Here is a 15,330-nt window from a genome sequence, read left to right as displayed (position 1 = left end):
GTCACATTCGCGGACGGACGCGCGCTGCGGCGCTCTAGGGTGGGATGCGTGATTCCCCGCTCGAACACCCGTCGGCTGAGTCACTGGGTCGACCCGGAAACCGCCTATCTCCGGTATTTCGCCGGTGCCGCGCGATCATTCTGGCTCGACAGCGGGGCGCACGCCGCGAGCGGGTACAGCTATCTCGGCGACGGCGCCGAACTCCTCACTGCGAACGTCGCGCGGGCAACGGCGAGCTGGTCGACCGCCGACGGGGACATCTCTGCGCCTGTCGGGCTCTTCGACGCCCTCCGCGCGGAGTTCGCCGACTCCGGAGATGAGCCGTCCGCGGGCGAGTTCGCCCCGGGGCTTGTGGGCTGGATCGGGTACGAGGTCGGCGCGCAATCGGCGGGCACGCCGGCGCATCCGTCGCGGTACCCGGACGCTGCCCTGCTCCGCCCCGACCGGATGCTGGTCTTCGACCACGCCGCTCATGTGGTCACCGCTGTCGAGCGCGGTAGCGGTGCGACAGGCGCCGAGCCGTTCGGCTGGCTGAAAGCGCCGGGCAACGGAGCCCAGGATGTACCTCGCCGCGCCGGCACTCACGCTGCACGCTGGCGGCACTCTGCTGCAGAGTACTCCGCGCTCATCGAGGAAGCCCAGGCCGAGATCCGCCAGGGGAACGCCTATCAGCTCTGTCTGACCAACGAGATCCGCGTGGACGGCGCGTTCGATCCGGTCGAGGTGTACCGTCGGCTCCGCCAGGCCAGTCCCACCCATCACGGCGGTCTCATTCGCGCGGATGACACCGCGTTGGTCAGTTCATCGCCCGAGCAATTCCTCCGGGTCACGCCTGACGGCACTGTCACGACACGTCCGATCAAGGGCACCAGGCCGCGCGGGGCGACGCCGGAGCACGATGCGGCTCTCGAGGCGGAACTCCTCGGCAGCGACAAAGAACGCGCCGAGAATCTGATGATCGTCGACCTCATGCGCAACGATCTCGGACGTGTGGCCGTGACCGGCAGCGTGTCCGTCACCCAGTTGCTCGCCGTCGAGAGCTACGCCCAGGTGCACCAGCTCGTCAGCACGGTGACCGCCGTACTCGCCGACGGCGTGAGCGGAGTGGATGCCGTCGAGTCGGCATTCCCGGCCGGTTCGATGACCGGTGCGCCGAAGCTCTCGGCCATGACCATCCTCGACAGACTGGAGTCCGGCCCTCGCGGTGTCTATTCGGGCGCGTTCGGCTACTTCGGCGCCGACGGCGCTGTCGACCTCGCGATGGTGATTCGGAGCATCCTGATCGACCCGACCGGCGCGTCGATCGGCACCGGCGGTGGGATCACCGCGCTGTCGGTTCCGACGGACGAGATCGAGGAAACCCGGGTGAAAGCTGCCGCACTTCTCGCCGCGCTGGGCGCATCGGAACAGTGAGTAGGCTAGATCCTTGGACCTCGGGTTCAACACCAGAACCACGCACCCGCCGGTCTTCACCCGCTTATGAATGAGAGTCACGTGTCGAACGACGAGCAGAGCCAGGCCGGACAACGGTACGATTTCGCCGCCATCCAGGAGAAGTGGCTTCCGGTCTGGGACCGGATCAAGCCATTCGCGACGAGCGACGACACCGACAAGCGGCCGCGCAAGTATGTCCTCGACATGTTCCCGTACCCGTCTGGCGATCTGCACATGGGACACGCGGAGGCCTTCGGCCTCGGTGACGTCGTCGCCAGGTACTGGCGCCAGCAGGGATTCAACGTGCTCCACCCGATCGGCTGGGACTCGTTCGGGCTGCCCGCCGAGAACGCGGCGATCAAGCGCGGCGTCGACCCGCGCGGCTGGACGTACGACAACATCGCACAGCAAAAGACCAGTTTCCGCACCTACGCGCCGTCGTTCGACTGGGACCGTGAGATCCACACGTCAGACCCCGAGTACTACCGCTGGACACAGTGGCTGTTCCTCCAGCTGTTCGAGAAGGGCCTGGCCTACCGCAAAGCGAGCGCCGTCAACTGGTGTCCGTTCGACCAGACCGTGCTCGCGAACGAGCAGGTCGTCGACGGCCACTGCGAACGCTGCGGGAACCTGGTCACGAAGAAGAAGCTGACCCAGTGGTACTTCCGCATCACCGACTACGCCGACCGTCTCGTCGACGACCTCAAGCAGCTCGAGGGTGCGTGGCCGACCAAGGTCATGAGCATGCAGCGCAACTGGGTCGGACGGTCCACAGGCGCAGACGTCAACTTCGTCATCGAAGGCAGGGCTGCGCCTGTCCCGGTCTACACGACGCGACCCGACACTCTCTACGGTGTCACGTTCATGGTCGTCGCTGTGGACTCCGATCTCGCGGCCGAACTCGTCGAAGACGCCCCTGACGCGACGAAGGCCGCGTTTGCCGAGTACCTCGACCGGGTCAAGGGCGAGACCGACATGGACCGGCTGAGCACCGAGCGCGAGAAGACCGGCGTGTTCCTGGAGCGGTACGCGGTGAACCCGCTCAACGGCGAACGGATCCCGATCTGGGTCTCCGACTACGTGCTCGCCGACTACGGCCACGGCGCGATCATGGCCGTGCCCGCACACGACCAGCGCGACCTCGACTTCGCCAGGGCGTTCGACCTGCCCGTCCGCGTCGTCGTCGACACCAACCAGCCGGTCACCGGAGCGATCCCCGTACTCGTCGACGGTGAACTCCCCGACGACCTGCCACCCGAGAGCCCGGCAGAGACCGGCCAGGCGCTCATCGGTCCTGGTCGCCTGATCAACTCGGGGCCGTTCAACGGGCTGAGCAAGAATTCGGCGATCGCGAAGATCACGGATGCCCTCACGGCATCCGGTCTCGGAGCCTCGGCGAAGAACTACCGGCTCCGTGACTGGCTGATCTCGCGCCAGCGTTACTGGGGCGCTCCGATCCCGATCATCCACTGCGCCGACTGCGGTGAGGTGCCGGTTCCCGAAGACCAGCTCCCCGTCCAGCTGCCCGCGGCGGACGGTCTCGACCTGCAGCCGAAGGGCACGAGCCCGCTCGGGGCCGCCGAGGATTGGATGAACGTGCCGTGCCCCCGCTGCGGTGCACCCGCGAAGCGGGACTCGGACACGATGGACACGTTCGTCGACAGCTCCTGGTACTACCTGCGCTACCTCAACCCGCAGTCGGACACCATTGCCTTCGACCCCCGGCAGGCCGACAAATGGGCGCCGGTCGACCAGTACGTCGGTGGCGTCGAGCACGCCATCCTGCACCTGCTCTATTCGCGCTTCATCACGAAGGTGCTCTACGACCTCGGGCACCTCGGCTTCACCGAGCCGTTCTCGTCGCTGCTCAACCAGGGAATGGTGCTGATGGACGGCGCCAAGATGTCGAAGAGCAGGGGAAACCTCGTCGAGTTCGCCAGTGAACTCGAGCAGTACGGTGCCGACGCCCTCCGGGTGACGCTGATCTTCGCCGGGCCGCCCGAGGACGACATCGACTGGGCGGATGTTTCTCCGGCCGGTTCGGCCAAATTCCTCGCCCGCGCCTGGCGGGTGGCGCACGATGTCACGAGTGCGCCTGACGTGGTCTGGAAGAACGGCGACGCTGCACTTCGCCGGACGACCCACCGGTTCCTGGCCGACGCGCCTGGGCTGGTCGAGTCGTTCAAGTTCAACGTCGTGGTCGCCCGCCTGATGGAACTCGTCAACGCGACGAGGAAGGTCATCGACACCGGCGCAGGCCCGGCGGATGCTGCGGTGAGGGAGGCAGCGGAGGTCACCGCCGTCGCCCTCAACCTGTTCGCGCCGTACACGGCCGAAGACATGTGGGCCCAGCTGGGCTACGAGCCGACCGTCGCACATGTGCTCTGGCGGAAGGCCGACCCGACCCTCCTCGTCGAGGAGTCGGTGACCTGCGTCGTGCAGGTCGACGGAAAGGTGCGCGACCGGTTGGTGATCTCACCGAAGATCGGCGCGGACGAACTCGAGGCACTCGCGCGGGCGTCTTCTGCTGTGCAGCGGGCGATCGGCGACAGGTCGATCGTCAACGTCGTGGTGCGGCCGCCTCGCATCGTCAGTATCGCCACCAAACCGTAGACAGGCTTCCGGCCGTTCAGCGCCCGTCCCTCACAGGGGCGGGCGCTGTCGTATCCATCCACGAAACCGACGCCGATCGGTCGTCGTTCCCGTTGCCCGTTTGACTGGGAGGCATGGCCAGGCACGCTCCCGCGAGGCCGCTGGGCGCAGCGGGCGCAGACCGACGACCCACGCTGGCGACACGGTCCTCGCCCGGTGTCCGCCTCAGCGTGGGCGCGCTCGTCCTCCTGCTTCTCGCCGGCCTGATCGCTGCGGTCGTCGTCTCCCTGCTCGGGGCATCGGGCCAGACTCGCGAAATCGCGCAACCGTCTCCGGTGGCGACGGAGGTCACTGGGGCTGTCGTCTATGTGCACGTCCTCGGCGAGGTTCAGAGCCCCGGCGTATACCAGCTGCGCGACGGCGACCGGGTGATCGATGCAATCGCTGCGGCGGGCGGGTTCACCGCTGTCGCGGATCAGCAGGGCGTGAATCTCGCTCGGTTCGTCACCGACGGGGAGCAGATCGCCGTGCCTGCTCAGGGCGCCGCACCGCCGGCGGCACCGACTCCTGGCACGCCTGGCGGCAAGGTCAACCTCAACACCGCTACGAGCGCCGAGCTCGAGACACTGCCCAGGGTCGGGCCGGCGATGGCGGAACGGATCATCGCGTGGCGCGACGCCAACGGTCGGTTCACGAGCGTGGACGACCTCCTCGGAGTGACCGGGATCGGCGACAAGACGTTCGAAGCCCTGCGGGAACTGGTGACTGTGTGAGCGCAGCGCACCGGATCGTGCTCCCGGCGATCGCCGCCTGGCTGACGGCCGCCACCCTGATCGGCGTGCCGGACGCCGCGTGGGTCGCGGCATCCGTCGGCGCGGTGGCGACCGCTCTGTGCGCCGTTCTCGCCGCGCGGCGTCCCGGTCGACGCGGTCGTCGAGGCCGGCGGAGAGCGCCTGCACGCGCCGGACACCGGTCGGCGTGGTGGGCCCTCGCCGCCATCACCCTCCTTGCAACGACCCTCGCGGCGACAGCGATCGCAGCACGTCACGACGCACGCACCCCTGGCCAACTCGTCACCGCGGCAGAGTCTCACCGTTCGGTCACAGTCAGGCTGCTGGTCACCGAGAAGTCCGTCATCGAAGACCGCCACTCGCCGTCGCTCTGGGACCGGTCGACGGATGCCGCCGAGCAGGCAAACGACGGCGTCCCGCAGAGGGTGCGCGGCACGATCTCTGAATTCGAGATCGGCGACGAGAGCTACAGCGCCTCTGTGCCCGCCCTTCTCTTTGCGACTGTTCCCGGCAAGGACCCCGTCGCGATCGGCAGCGTGCTGGAGGCTCCCGTGGCGCTTCGACTTACCCCGGCTGGAGACGCAGCGGCCTTTCTGCTCTTCGCGGGCAGACCGGCGACGCTCGTGGAGAGTCCGCGCTGGTACCTGGCCTGGGCGGCGGGACTGCGAACCGGGTTCGTCGACGCTGCCTCGGCCCTTCCCGGAGGCGGTGGTGAACTCCTCCCAGGTCTCGCCGTCGGCGACACCACCGCGGTGAGCGCGTCACTCGACGAGGCGATGAAGTCCAGTTCTCTGAGCCACCTCACCGCCGTGTCCGGGGCGAACTGCGCCGTGATCGTCGCCGTGCTCACCGGTCTTCTCGCCGCACTCGGAGCTCCACGACGGCTGCGGATCACCGGCGCCCTCGTCGGGCTCGGACTCTTCGTCCTGCTCGTCACACCCGAGCCGAGCGTGGTCCGCGCCGCTCTGATGGCGCTGGCCGTGCTGCTCGCGCTCGGAGCCGGGCGCCCGAGCGCAGGGCTGCCGGTGCTCAGCCTGGTCGTCCTCGTGGTGGTGGTCGCCGATCCGTGGCTGTCACGCAGCTACGGGTTCGTGCTCTCCGCCCTCGCGACCGCCGGCCTCCTGACGCTGACCGGGCCGCTCACCCGTCTGCTGGCACGGATCCTGCCGCGATGGCTCGCGGCAACGATGGCCATCCCGCTCGCCGCGCAACTGGCCTGCCAGCCGGTCATCATCCTGCTGTCACCGTCCCTGCCCCTGCTCGGCGTTCCCGCCAACCTTCTCGCGGCACCCGCGGCTCCGATCGCCACTCTTCTCGGTCTTCTCGGCTGCCTCCTGACGCCGATCCTCGGGCCGGTCGCCGGCGTGGCGCTCTGGCTCGGCTGGATCCCGGCGACCTGGATCTCGGCCATCGCCACGACCGTTCACACCCTGCCGCTCACGAGCCTGCCATGGTTGCCTGGCGCAGCTGGGGCACTGCTTCTCGCGCTTCTCACCGCCGTGTTCGTGGCTGGGGTGAGATCCGTCGAGACCGGGAATCGGATGCTGGCGGTTGCGAGCGCCGTGATTCTCGTCGTCGCCGGCGGAGTGTATGCCGGTAGCCGCGCTGCGCAGCGCTTCGCCCCTGCGCTGTCGATGCCCGCCGACTGGAGCCACGCGGCGTGCGACGTCGGGCAGGGCGATGCCGTTCTCGTCAGGAGCGACGATGCTGTCGCGCTCATCGACACCGGTGTCGACCCGCGCCTGCTCACCGCCTGCCTCGACACCCTGGCGATCGGTCGGCTCGACCTGCTGGTGCTCACCCACTTCGACCTCGACCATGTGGGTGGGGTGTCAGCCGTGGTCGGTCGGGCCTCCGTCGTCCTCGCCGGTGAGCCGCAGAATGCGACGGATGAGCGGATCCTCGCCGACCTCTCCGCCGGCGGCGCGCAGATTCACCGCGGAGTCGCCGGAGGCACGGGTGACCTCGGTCGGATCCGGTGGAGGGTGCTGTGGCCGCCTGCGCGCTCCGGCGAGCTCTGGGTCGGCAACTCGGGAAGCGTGACGATGGTGTTCGAACCGGACGCCGGCGGCATCCGTTCGCTCTTCCTGGGCGACCTGGGCGAGTCGGCGCAGGAGCGCATCCTTGCCGGGCACCGCATCGGCGGCCCGGTCGACCTCGTCAAGATGGCGCACCACGGTTCGGCGGACCAGAGTGCACGGATCTACCTGGCTGCGTCCGCGTCGATCGGCCTGATCTCGGTCGGCGCGGACAACGGATACGGGCATCCCACCCCGGCCGCGCTGGCGATGCTCGCGTCGGCGGGTACGACCGGCTTCAGGACCGACCGCTGCGGTCTCATCGTTGTCGGGGGCACATCGGTGAACCCGGTGGTCTGGACCGAGCGGTCCTGTTGAGGTCCGCGCGTCGGCGGTCGCCGGTAGGCTGGAACTGTGAGGAAGGTGGGCTGTGGCAGCTGCACGTAGCGGGACATCCGCCAAGGCGACCGCAAAGGTCGCCATTCCCCAGCTCGGCTGGAACGCCGTTCGGCCCGCGCCGGTCGTCCTCGTCTCCGGCACCCAGGGTTTCCTCGCCGACCGCGCGATCCGACTCCTCCGCGACTACCTCAAAGCTGAGGACCCCAGTCTCGAGGTCAACGACATCGAAGCCGACAGTTACGCGCCGGGGGAGCTCATCACCCTGGCCAGCCCGTCCCTGTTCGGTGAGCCGCGGCTGATCCGCGTGACGAACGTCGAAAAGGGGTCTGACGACTTCATGGCCGAGGCCCTGTCGTACCTGGAGTCCCCTGCGGACGGTGCCTACGTCGTGCTCCGTCACGCCGGGGGAGTACGCGGCAAGAAACTGCTCGACGCTGTCCGCGCCAGCAAGGCCTCGGCGATCGAGGTGGTCTGTGCCGAGCTCAAGAAGGAGTCAGACAAGTACGACTTCGCCGCAGCCGAGTTCAAGGCCGCAGGCAAACCGATCCGGCCTGCGGCGTTGCGCGCCGTTGTCTCGGCCTTCGCCGACGACCTCGCCGAACTGGCCGGTGCCTGCGCACAGCTGATCGCTGACAGCGGCGCAGAGGTGACCGAAGCCACCGTCACGAGATATTACGGGGGTCGCGTCGAAACCAACGCGTTCGCCGTCGCCGATGCCGCGATAGCCGGCCGCTACGCCGAAGCGCTGGTCGGGCTCCGTCACGCCCTCGACTCCGGCGCGGACCCGGTCCCGATCGTCGCCGCCTTCGCCAGCAAGCTCCGAACCATGGCCAAGATCCAGGGCGGTCGCGGGTCGTCCGCCGATCTGGCAAGACAGTTCGGTCTCGCACCGTGGCAGGTCGACCGGGCCAGGCGCGACCTGTCCGGCTGGACCGATCAGGGACTCGGTCGCTGCATCCAGGTCCTCGCCGACACCGACGCGAACGTCAAGGGTGGCGGGCGCGACCCGGTCTACGCCCTCGAGCGGATGATCCACACGGTGGCTGGTCGCGGTCGCTGACAAGCTCCTCGAACCACAGACCGCCGAAATCCCTCCTTGGAAACACAGAAGGCCCCGCCGAAGCGGAGCCCAGTGTGAAAGAAAGTGCTGCTTAGAGAGCGGCAACCTTCTTGGCGAGAGCCGACTTGCGGTTCGCAGCCTGGTTCTTGTGGATAACGCCCTTGCTCACGGCCTTGTCGAGCTTCTTCGCTGCGGTCTTCAGGGTGGCCTGGGCCTTGTCCTTGTCACCGGCGAGGATGGCTTCGCGTGCCTGGCGGACGACGGTCCGGAGCTGGCTCTTGATCGCCTTGTTGCGCTCAGTTGCCTTCTTGTTGGTGCCGATTCGCTTGATCTGCGACTTAATGTTTGCCACGTTTATACGCTTCCGTTGTGATCGAATGGAGTGCCGCTGGGCGAGAGAGGGCGCTTTGCGGCGAAAATCGTGCGGGGCGACCCACACGCAAGTCAAGGACCAACGATACCAGTCCCGGTGCCATTCTCTGAAATCTGCCGGGCGGGAGGTGTGAGCGTCTCCGCGGCAGCCACCACCGCCCGCGTGAACTCGGCAGGCTTGACGAGGCTGACGAGGTGCGTGGCGCGGGGGACGACGAGAACGGATGCCTCCGGTTTCGCCCGCAGGAACGCCCGCTGGTCGAGCCGGAAATGGTCAAGACTGCCCATGACGAACCAGACAGGGCCCGGATACCGGCGGAGGCTGCCGAGCGGGTCGAGGGTGCCGACAGCGGTCAGCGCGGTGTCCATCACGTCGAGCGCGACGCCGCCTGCGCCCATGTCTGCGACACCCTCCGGCGGCAGGAACCGCCTCGCCATCGTGTCGTTGAGCCAGGCCCCTCGGTCGGGAAGCCGGTGGATTCCCCGTGCCAGCGCCCGGTAGCCCCACAGGCCGACACCGCGGGGCAGGGTCTGGCAACTGGCAGCCACCAGCCCGGCGATCCGGTCAGGGTGCAGGCCGGCGTAGTGGATGGCGAGATACCCGCCGAGGGAGAGCCCGACGAGGAGCGCAGGACCCTCGTGGCGCCCTACCGCGTCATCGATCGCGGCGACGGCCCCGTCGATGCTGAAGACTTCGCCCATGCGTGACCCATGCCCGGGAAGATCGATGGCTTCCACCTCGTAGCCCGCCTGCAACAGGTCGTCGACCTGGTGGCGCCACATCGACGACGACGTGCGGATGCCGTGGACGAGCACGATCGCAGGCTTGCCGGTCATCTCCCCATTCTCGCAGCGGCATCCGGTCGAGTCGACGGGGCGGCCCAGCCGCCGGGCGGTTCATGGGACAATGGGGAGTTAGTCCTTTCCACCCCCGAACTTTCTGAGGAACGCGTGAGCCCTAAAGCTGCGAAGGCACTCGAGCCTGCCGCTACCGACCCGTCGTTCATCCGCAACTTCTGCATCATCGCGCACATCGACCACGGCAAGTCGACGCTCGCCGACCGGATGCTGTCGGTCACCGGCGCGGTTTCCGATCGTGACATGCGCGCCCAGTACCTCGACCGGATGGACATCGAGCGCGAGCGCGGTATCACCATCAAGAGCCAGGCCGTGCGGATGCCGTGGGAGCTCGACGGTCAGACCTACGCGCTCAACATGATCGACACCCCCGGTCACGTCGACTTCACCTACGAGGTCTCCCGATCCCTTGCGGCGTGTGAAGGCGCCATCCTCCTCGTCGACGCCGCCCAGGGGATCGAGGCGCAGACCCTCGCGAACCTCTACCTGGCGATGGAGAACGACCTCGAGATCATCCCGGTCCTCAACAAGATCGACCTGCCTGCGGCCGACCCGGAGAAGTACGCCAAGGAACTCGCGAACCTCATCGGCGGGTCACCGTCCGATGTGCTCAAGGTCTCCGGGAAGACCGGCGTCGGCGTCGAGGAGCTGCTCGACCGCGTCGTGCAGAAGATCCCGAACCCCGTCGGCGACCCGAACGCCCCGACCCGCGCCATGATCTTCGACTCCGTCTACGACACCTATCGCGGAGTCATCACCTACGTGCGGATGATTGACGGTCACCTCAGCCCGCGCGAACGCATCCAGATGATGTCGACCCGCGCCGTTCACGAACTTCTCGAGATCGGTGTCAGCTCCCCTGAGCCGGCCCCGACGAAGGGGCTCGGCGTCGGCGAGGTCGGTTACCTCATCACCGGTGTGAAGGATGTGCGCCAGTCCAAGGTCGGTGACACCGTCACCACGGCGTCGAAGCCGTCGACAGAGGCACTGCCCGGCTACACCGACCCGAAGCCCATGGTGTTCTCGGGCCTGTATCCGATCGACGGCAGCGACTACCCGGTTCTGCGCGACGCACTCGACAAGCTCAAGCTGTCCGACGCCTCGCTGAACTACGAGCCGGAGACTTCCGTCGCCCTCGGCTTCGGCTTCCGTTGCGGGTTCCTCGGACTGCTGCACCTCGAGATCGTCACCGAGCGACTCGAACGTGAATTCAACCTCGACCTCATCGCCACGGCGCCGAGCGTCACCTACGAGGTCACCACCGACGACAAGAAGACCGTGACGGTCACGAACCCGAGCGAGTTCCCCGGCGGCAAAATTTCCTCGGTCGAGGAACCGATGGTGAAGGTCGGCATCCTCTCGCCCAAGGACTACGTCGGCACGATCATGGAACTCTGCCAGGGCCGCCGCGGCGCGCTGCTCGGCATGGAGTACTTCGGCGAGGATCGCGTCGAACTCCGTTACACGATGCCGCTCGGCGAGATCGTCTTCGACTTCTTCGACCACCTCAAGAGCCGCACGCAGGGGTACGCCTCGCTCGACTACGAACCCTCCGGATCGCAGACAGCCGACCTTGTGAAGGTCGACATCCTGCTGCAGGGCGAGCAGGTCGACGCGTTCAGCGCGATCGTGCACCGCGAGAAGGCCTACGCATACGGCCTGCTGATGACCGAGCGACTGAAGAAGCTCATCCCGCGCCAGCAGTTCGAGGTTCCGATCCAAGCTGCCATCGGTGCGCGGATCATCGCCCGCGAGTCGGTGCGCGCAATGCGCAAGGATGTCCTCGCCAAGTGCTACGGCGGCGACATCAGCCGTAAGCGCAAACTGCTCGAGAAGCAGAAAGAGGGCAAGAAGCGCATGAAGATGGTCGGCAGGGTCGAGGTTCCGCAGGAGGCGTTCATCGCCGCGCTGAGCGGAGACACGGAAACGAAAGACAAGAAGTAACGGGATGCGTCGCAGCAACTTCGAGGATCAGCCGGTCGACTATGCGGCCGTGGGCGCCACGCAGGCGCACGACCTCATGCAATACCCGCCGAAGGGATTCACCCCGTTCGAGGCCTCCATCCGGCTCGGCAGCGGCGAGGAACGGTTCGAGACGGCGACGGCGTCTCTGCTGGGCTGGGACATCCTTCGCGGAGCGGGGATCGCCGTGCTCGACGTCAAGGCTGACTCAGGGCAGCGGTACGGCGGCATCCGCTACGCCGAGGACGGCACTGCCCTCGAACCGATCGCGGTGTCGACCGAGCAGAGATTCGCTGCTGACGGCACGCCGTTCGTTTCGTCCGGCACGACGGCACGCCTGCGCGGCCACGTCCGCTCGTTCAGGATGGACGAACGTGTTCGTGTGGTCTACGTCATCGAGGAACCCACGATCGTCGCCTTCGCCTTCGGCACCGTCGGCGCCCACCGGGTGAGCGGGGAGGAATCGTTCCGCGTCGAGCGACGCGAGGACGACTCGGTCTGGTTCGAGGTTCGGTCGTTCAGTCGGCCGGTGTCGCTTCTGTACCGCCTGTTCCCTCCGCTCGTGAAGATGCGCCGGAAGAGGTTCACGACAGCGTACCTGCGGTCCCTGTCTCCTCTGTGGTCGACACCGACGGCCTGACGTGACCCGAATTCACCCGGGGCGCTCCTGATGGCCGGTCCCCAGCCGATCGGTGACCCAGCACCACCCGACGGATCACTGCCGCGATCCGTTCTCGACGGCGCGGCCGAGCGGATGCTGTCCGTCTACCTGCACGTCCCGTTCTGCCGGGTGCGGTGCGGGTACTGCGACTTCAACACATACACGGCAACCGAGCTCCGCGGGGCGAAGCAATCCGACTACGCCTCAGAGGCTTCCGCAGAGGTCGCCTTCGCAGCAGGCGCACTGCGCTCATCCGGGCTTCCGGAGCGGCCCGCAGGCACCGTCTTCTTCGGCGGAGGAACGCCGACGCTGCTGCCGGCGGCCGACCTGACGAGGATGCTCGACGCTGTCCGCGACGAGATCGGGCTGGCCCCTGACGCCGAGATCACCACTGAGGCGAATCCGGACTCCGTCGACGCCGACTACCTCGCCACGCTGGCCGACGCTGGATTCACCCGCGTCTCCTTCGGCATGCAGTCAGCGGTCCCGCACGTTCTCGCGACTCTCGAGCGCACGCACGACCCGGATCGGGTGCCTCTCGTCGTCGATTGGGCCAGACGCGCCGGCCTCCAGGTCAGCGTCGATCTCATCTACGGCACACCGGGGGAGACTCTCGACGACTGGGAGACCTCCATCGATGCTGCGCTGGGTACGAGTCCCGACCACCTCTCCGCGTACTCGCTCATCGTCGAGGCCGGCACCAAACTGGCTCGGCAGATCAAGTCGGGGCTGGTCTCCCAGCCTGACGAGGACCTGCAGGCGGACATGTACGAACTCGTCGACGCGAAACTCGTCGCGGCCGGATTCGACTGGTACGAGGTCAGCAACTGGTCCCGCGGTCGGAAGTTCCAGTCCAGGCACAACCTCGCCTACTGGCGCAGCCAGGACTGGTGGGGGATCGGGCCAGGGGCGCACAGCCACATCGGCGGTGTCCGGTGGTGGAACGTCAAACATCCGGCCGCATACGCCGGGCGAATGAGCGAGGGCGTATCGCCAGGCGCGGGGAGGGAGACTCTCTCCGCAGACACCCGCGAACTCGAACGCATCCTGCTGCTCGCACGTACCAGGGACGGCATCGCCATCCCGTCGCTTGCCTCGGAGGCGCGCGTCGCAGTGGCCGGGCTCATCGCAGACGACCTCGTCAACGCCGAAGCCGCCCTGCGCGGGAGAGTGGAACTGTCCCTGCGAGGGCGGCTTCTTGCCGATGCGGTGGTCCGCCGGCTGACGGTGTGAGCCCGCCGGCGGATCAGACGGCTACTTCACCATGCGGATGGCGAAGAAGTAGCGGTACGCTTCGCCGTTGTTGACCTTGACGCCTCCGATGATTCCGAAGATGACACCGAGGATGCCGACGATCCAGGCAAGGGGGAACAGCAGGAAGCCGATCAGGACCAGCGCGAGGATCGACCCGAGGATGTAGAGGCCGACGACGAAGATCGTCACGGTGAGCTGGAAGTTGAGGGACTCCTTCGCCTCCTGGCGCGTGAACGGTCCGCGATCCTTGAACACAAGGAAGATGATGAGAGGGGCGATCCACCCGGCGGTGCCTGCACCGAGGAATGCGCCGAGAGCCCCGCCGAAGTGCGCGAACGACGCCCACTGCTTGTCCTCAGCCTGTGTCAGAGGGGGCGATGCCTGGCCCTGGTACGCGTACTGCTGCGGAGGCTGCTGTCCCGGATACGGCTGCTGACCGTACGGAGCCTGTCCGGGTGGGGGCTGCTGGCCGGGGTACGGCTGCTGGCCTCCGTACGGCTGCTGTCCGCCGTATGGCGGCTGGGGAGCTTGCGGAGCCGGTGGGCCCTGCGGAGGCTGCGGCTGGTTCTGGGGGGCCTGCGGCTGGTTCTGGTTGGGGTCAACCGGTGGTTGCGCGTTGGGGTCGGTCATGGCCAAGCCTTTCGATCGATGGCGCTGCTGCTGTGGGGCCCGAACGTGCCAGTCCCCCGAAGGGAGCGGTGTCGCGGGCTTGAGCTAAAAGTACTGCTGTTCAGGGGGTTAGGCAATTACCCCTGCCGCGAGGCGCACGCTAGAATTGGCACTCAGGGTTGCTGAGTGCCAAAGCTCGGGCCCGTTCACGCGGAAGGGGTGCGCCATGGTTTCTGAGCGAAGCCTCGAGGTTCTCCGCGTCATCGTGCAGGACTACGTCGCCAGCCGTGAGCCGGTCGGCTCGAAGGCGATCGTCGAACGGCACTCCTTCGGTGTGTCAGCGGCGACGATCCGCAACGACATGGCCCAGCTGGAGGAGGAGGAGCTGATCTCCGCCCCTCACACGTCGTCCGGGCGTGTCCCGACCGACAAGGGCTACCGTCTGTTCGTCGACCAGCTCGCCGACCGTAAACCGCTCACAGCGGCACAGCGGGAGGCGATCGAGACATTCCTCGGTCAATCCGTCGGGCTCGACGACGTGCTCATGCGCACGGTGCGGCTGCTGTCCCAGATCACCAACCAGGTCGCCATCGTGCAGTATCCGTCGTTCGCCCGGGCGCAGGTCAGGCACGTCGAATTGGTCGGTCTCACCGACCACAGACTGCTGACCGTTCTGATCACCGATACCGGCCGGGTCGAACAACGCGTCGTCGAGATCGAGCACCCGGTCGAGGCCCACACGCTCGAGCGGCTCAAAGGTCAGCTCAACGCGCTGCTCATCGGGTCGAACGTCGACGCATCGGCGGCGATCCTCGATGCCATCAGGGCGGAAGCGGCGCCCGAAGACGAGGTTCTCGTCGGGCGGGTCAGCCAGGCACTGAGTGAGCAGTTCGCTGAATACCGACACGACAAGCTCGTGATGGCGGGCGCAGCGAACCTCGCCAGGACCGAGGACGACTTCTCGGGGAGCATCTACCCGGTCCTCGAAGCACTCGAGCAGCAGGTCGTTCTCCTGCGCCTGTTCGGCGAGATGGCGACCGACCTGAACGGCGTCTCGGCCTCGATCGGACGGGAGAACGCCTCGTTCGGACTCGGTGAGACCTCCATCATCGCAAGCAACTATCGTTCCTCTTCTGGCGAACTTGCCAGACTTGGCGTGCTCGGACCGACGAGAATGGATTATTCCAACAATCTCGCGGCCGTCCGGGCCGTCGCCCGCTACCTGTCACGCCAACTCGGCGACGACTGAGTGGCACGCTGAGCCCGGCGCAGCGCACATCCCCTGGTCGTCCCCCGAGCACAGCGACGACCCCACGACGA

The 15,330-nt window shown here is 67.2% G+C and carries 12 protein-coding genes; 9 read left to right on the top strand and 3 right to left on the bottom strand.

The features are described 5' to 3' along the window. Positions 1-48: 48 nt before the first annotated feature. The 5 genes from AC1M0F_RS02770 (at position 49) to holA (ending at position 8,294) form a co-directional block, all read left to right on the top strand. Positions 49-1,413: an anthranilate synthase component I family protein gene (locus AC1M0F_RS02770; RefSeq protein WP_480236672.1), complete on the top strand. Its 1,365-nt coding sequence runs from the start codon at positions 49-51 to the stop codon at positions 1,411-1,413. Positions 1,414-1,494: 81 nt separating this feature from the next. After that, positions 1,495-4,047, top strand: coding sequence for a leucine--tRNA ligase (leuS, locus tag AC1M0F_RS02765; protein ID WP_480236671.1), 2,553 nt, complete (start codon positions 1,495-1,497; stop codon positions 4,045-4,047). 113 nt (positions 4,048-4,160) lie between these two features. Further along, complete coding sequence (locus AC1M0F_RS02760; RefSeq protein WP_480236670.1) at positions 4,161-4,799, top strand: ComEA family DNA-binding protein; 639 nt, start codon at positions 4,161-4,163, stop codon at positions 4,797-4,799. Next, positions 4,796-7,213, top strand: a complete 2,418-nt coding sequence (locus AC1M0F_RS02755) for a ComEC/Rec2 family competence protein (RefSeq protein ID WP_480236669.1) — start codon at positions 4,796-4,798, stop codon at positions 7,211-7,213. The genes AC1M0F_RS02760 and AC1M0F_RS02755 overlap by 4 nt, the downstream gene beginning before the upstream one ends. A gap of 52 nt (positions 7,214-7,265) precedes the next feature. Further along, entirely contained in the window at positions 7,266-8,294 is a 1,029-nt protein-coding gene (gene holA, locus AC1M0F_RS02750) for a DNA polymerase III subunit delta (protein ID WP_480236668.1), read from the top strand. Positions 8,295-8,385: 91 nt separating this feature from the next. Here the strand turns inward: holA and rpsT are convergent, their stop codons facing one another. Both rpsT and AC1M0F_RS02740 read right to left on the bottom strand, forming a co-directional pair. Continuing rightward, positions 8,386-8,646: a 30S ribosomal protein S20 gene (gene rpsT, locus AC1M0F_RS02745; RefSeq protein ID WP_480236667.1), complete on the bottom strand. Its 261-nt coding sequence runs from the start codon at positions 8,644-8,646 to the stop codon at positions 8,386-8,388. Between the two features lie 92 nt (positions 8,647-8,738). Further along, complete coding sequence (locus AC1M0F_RS02740) at positions 8,739-9,503, bottom strand: alpha/beta fold hydrolase (RefSeq protein ID WP_480236666.1); 765 nt, start codon at positions 9,501-9,503, stop codon at positions 8,739-8,741. A gap of 114 nt (positions 9,504-9,617) precedes the next feature. Between AC1M0F_RS02740 and lepA the strand changes: the two genes are divergently transcribed. Genes lepA through hemW form a run of 3 tightly spaced genes read left to right on the top strand, consistent with a single transcriptional unit; the run spans position 9,618 to position 13,380 of the window. After that, entirely contained in the window at positions 9,618-11,468 is a 1,851-nt protein-coding gene (gene lepA / locus AC1M0F_RS02735) for a translation elongation factor 4 (RefSeq protein ID WP_480236665.1), read from the top strand. A gap of 4 nt (positions 11,469-11,472) precedes the next feature. Further along, positions 11,473-12,126, top strand: a complete 654-nt coding sequence (locus tag AC1M0F_RS02730) for a DUF1990 family protein (RefSeq protein WP_480236664.1) — start codon at positions 11,473-11,475, stop codon at positions 12,124-12,126. Between the two features lie 30 nt (positions 12,127-12,156). Next, positions 12,157-13,380, top strand: coding sequence for a radical SAM family heme chaperone HemW (gene hemW / locus AC1M0F_RS02725; protein WP_480236663.1), 1,224 nt, complete (start codon positions 12,157-12,159; stop codon positions 13,378-13,380). Positions 13,381-13,401: 21 nt separating this feature from the next. Here hemW and AC1M0F_RS02720 read toward each other — a convergent pair whose 3' ends face one another. Continuing rightward, on the bottom strand, positions 13,402-14,031 hold the full coding sequence (locus tag AC1M0F_RS02720; RefSeq protein ID WP_480236662.1) for a DUF4870 domain-containing protein: 630 nt from the start codon (positions 14,029-14,031) through the stop codon (positions 13,402-13,404). 205 nt (positions 14,032-14,236) lie between these two features. On the opposite strand from AC1M0F_RS02720, the gene hrcA reads away from it, so the two are divergent. Further along, positions 14,237-15,259, top strand: a complete 1,023-nt coding sequence (hrcA, locus tag AC1M0F_RS02715) for a heat-inducible transcriptional repressor HrcA (protein ID WP_480236661.1) — start codon at positions 14,237-14,239, stop codon at positions 15,257-15,259. Positions 15,260-15,330: the final 71 nt, after the last annotated feature.

It is taken from the genome of Mycetocola sp. Y719 (assembly GCF_056713205.1).
Note: the sequence above shows the minus strand (reverse complement) of the source record. Positions and strands in the feature narration are given on the sequence as shown.

Coding starts and splice junctions, on each gene's coding strand:
- AC1M0F_RS02740 (WP_480236666.1), bottom strand. CDS start 9,503: ATGACCGGCAAGCCTGCGATCGTGCTCGTCCACGGCATCCGCACGTCG.
- AC1M0F_RS02760 (WP_480236670.1), top strand. CDS start 4,161: ATGGCCAGGCACGCTCCCGCGAGGCCGCTGGGCGCAGCGGGCGCAGAC.
- AC1M0F_RS02720 (WP_480236662.1), bottom strand. CDS start 14,031: ATGACCGACCCCAACGCGCAACCACCGGTTGACCCCAACCAGAACCAG.
- hemW (WP_480236663.1), top strand. CDS start 12,157: ATGGCCGGTCCCCAGCCGATCGGTGACCCAGCACCACCCGACGGATCA.
- hrcA (WP_480236661.1), top strand. CDS start 14,237: ATGGTTTCTGAGCGAAGCCTCGAGGTTCTCCGCGTCATCGTGCAGGAC.
- AC1M0F_RS02730 (WP_480236664.1), top strand. CDS start 11,473: ATGCGTCGCAGCAACTTCGAGGATCAGCCGGTCGACTATGCGGCCGTG.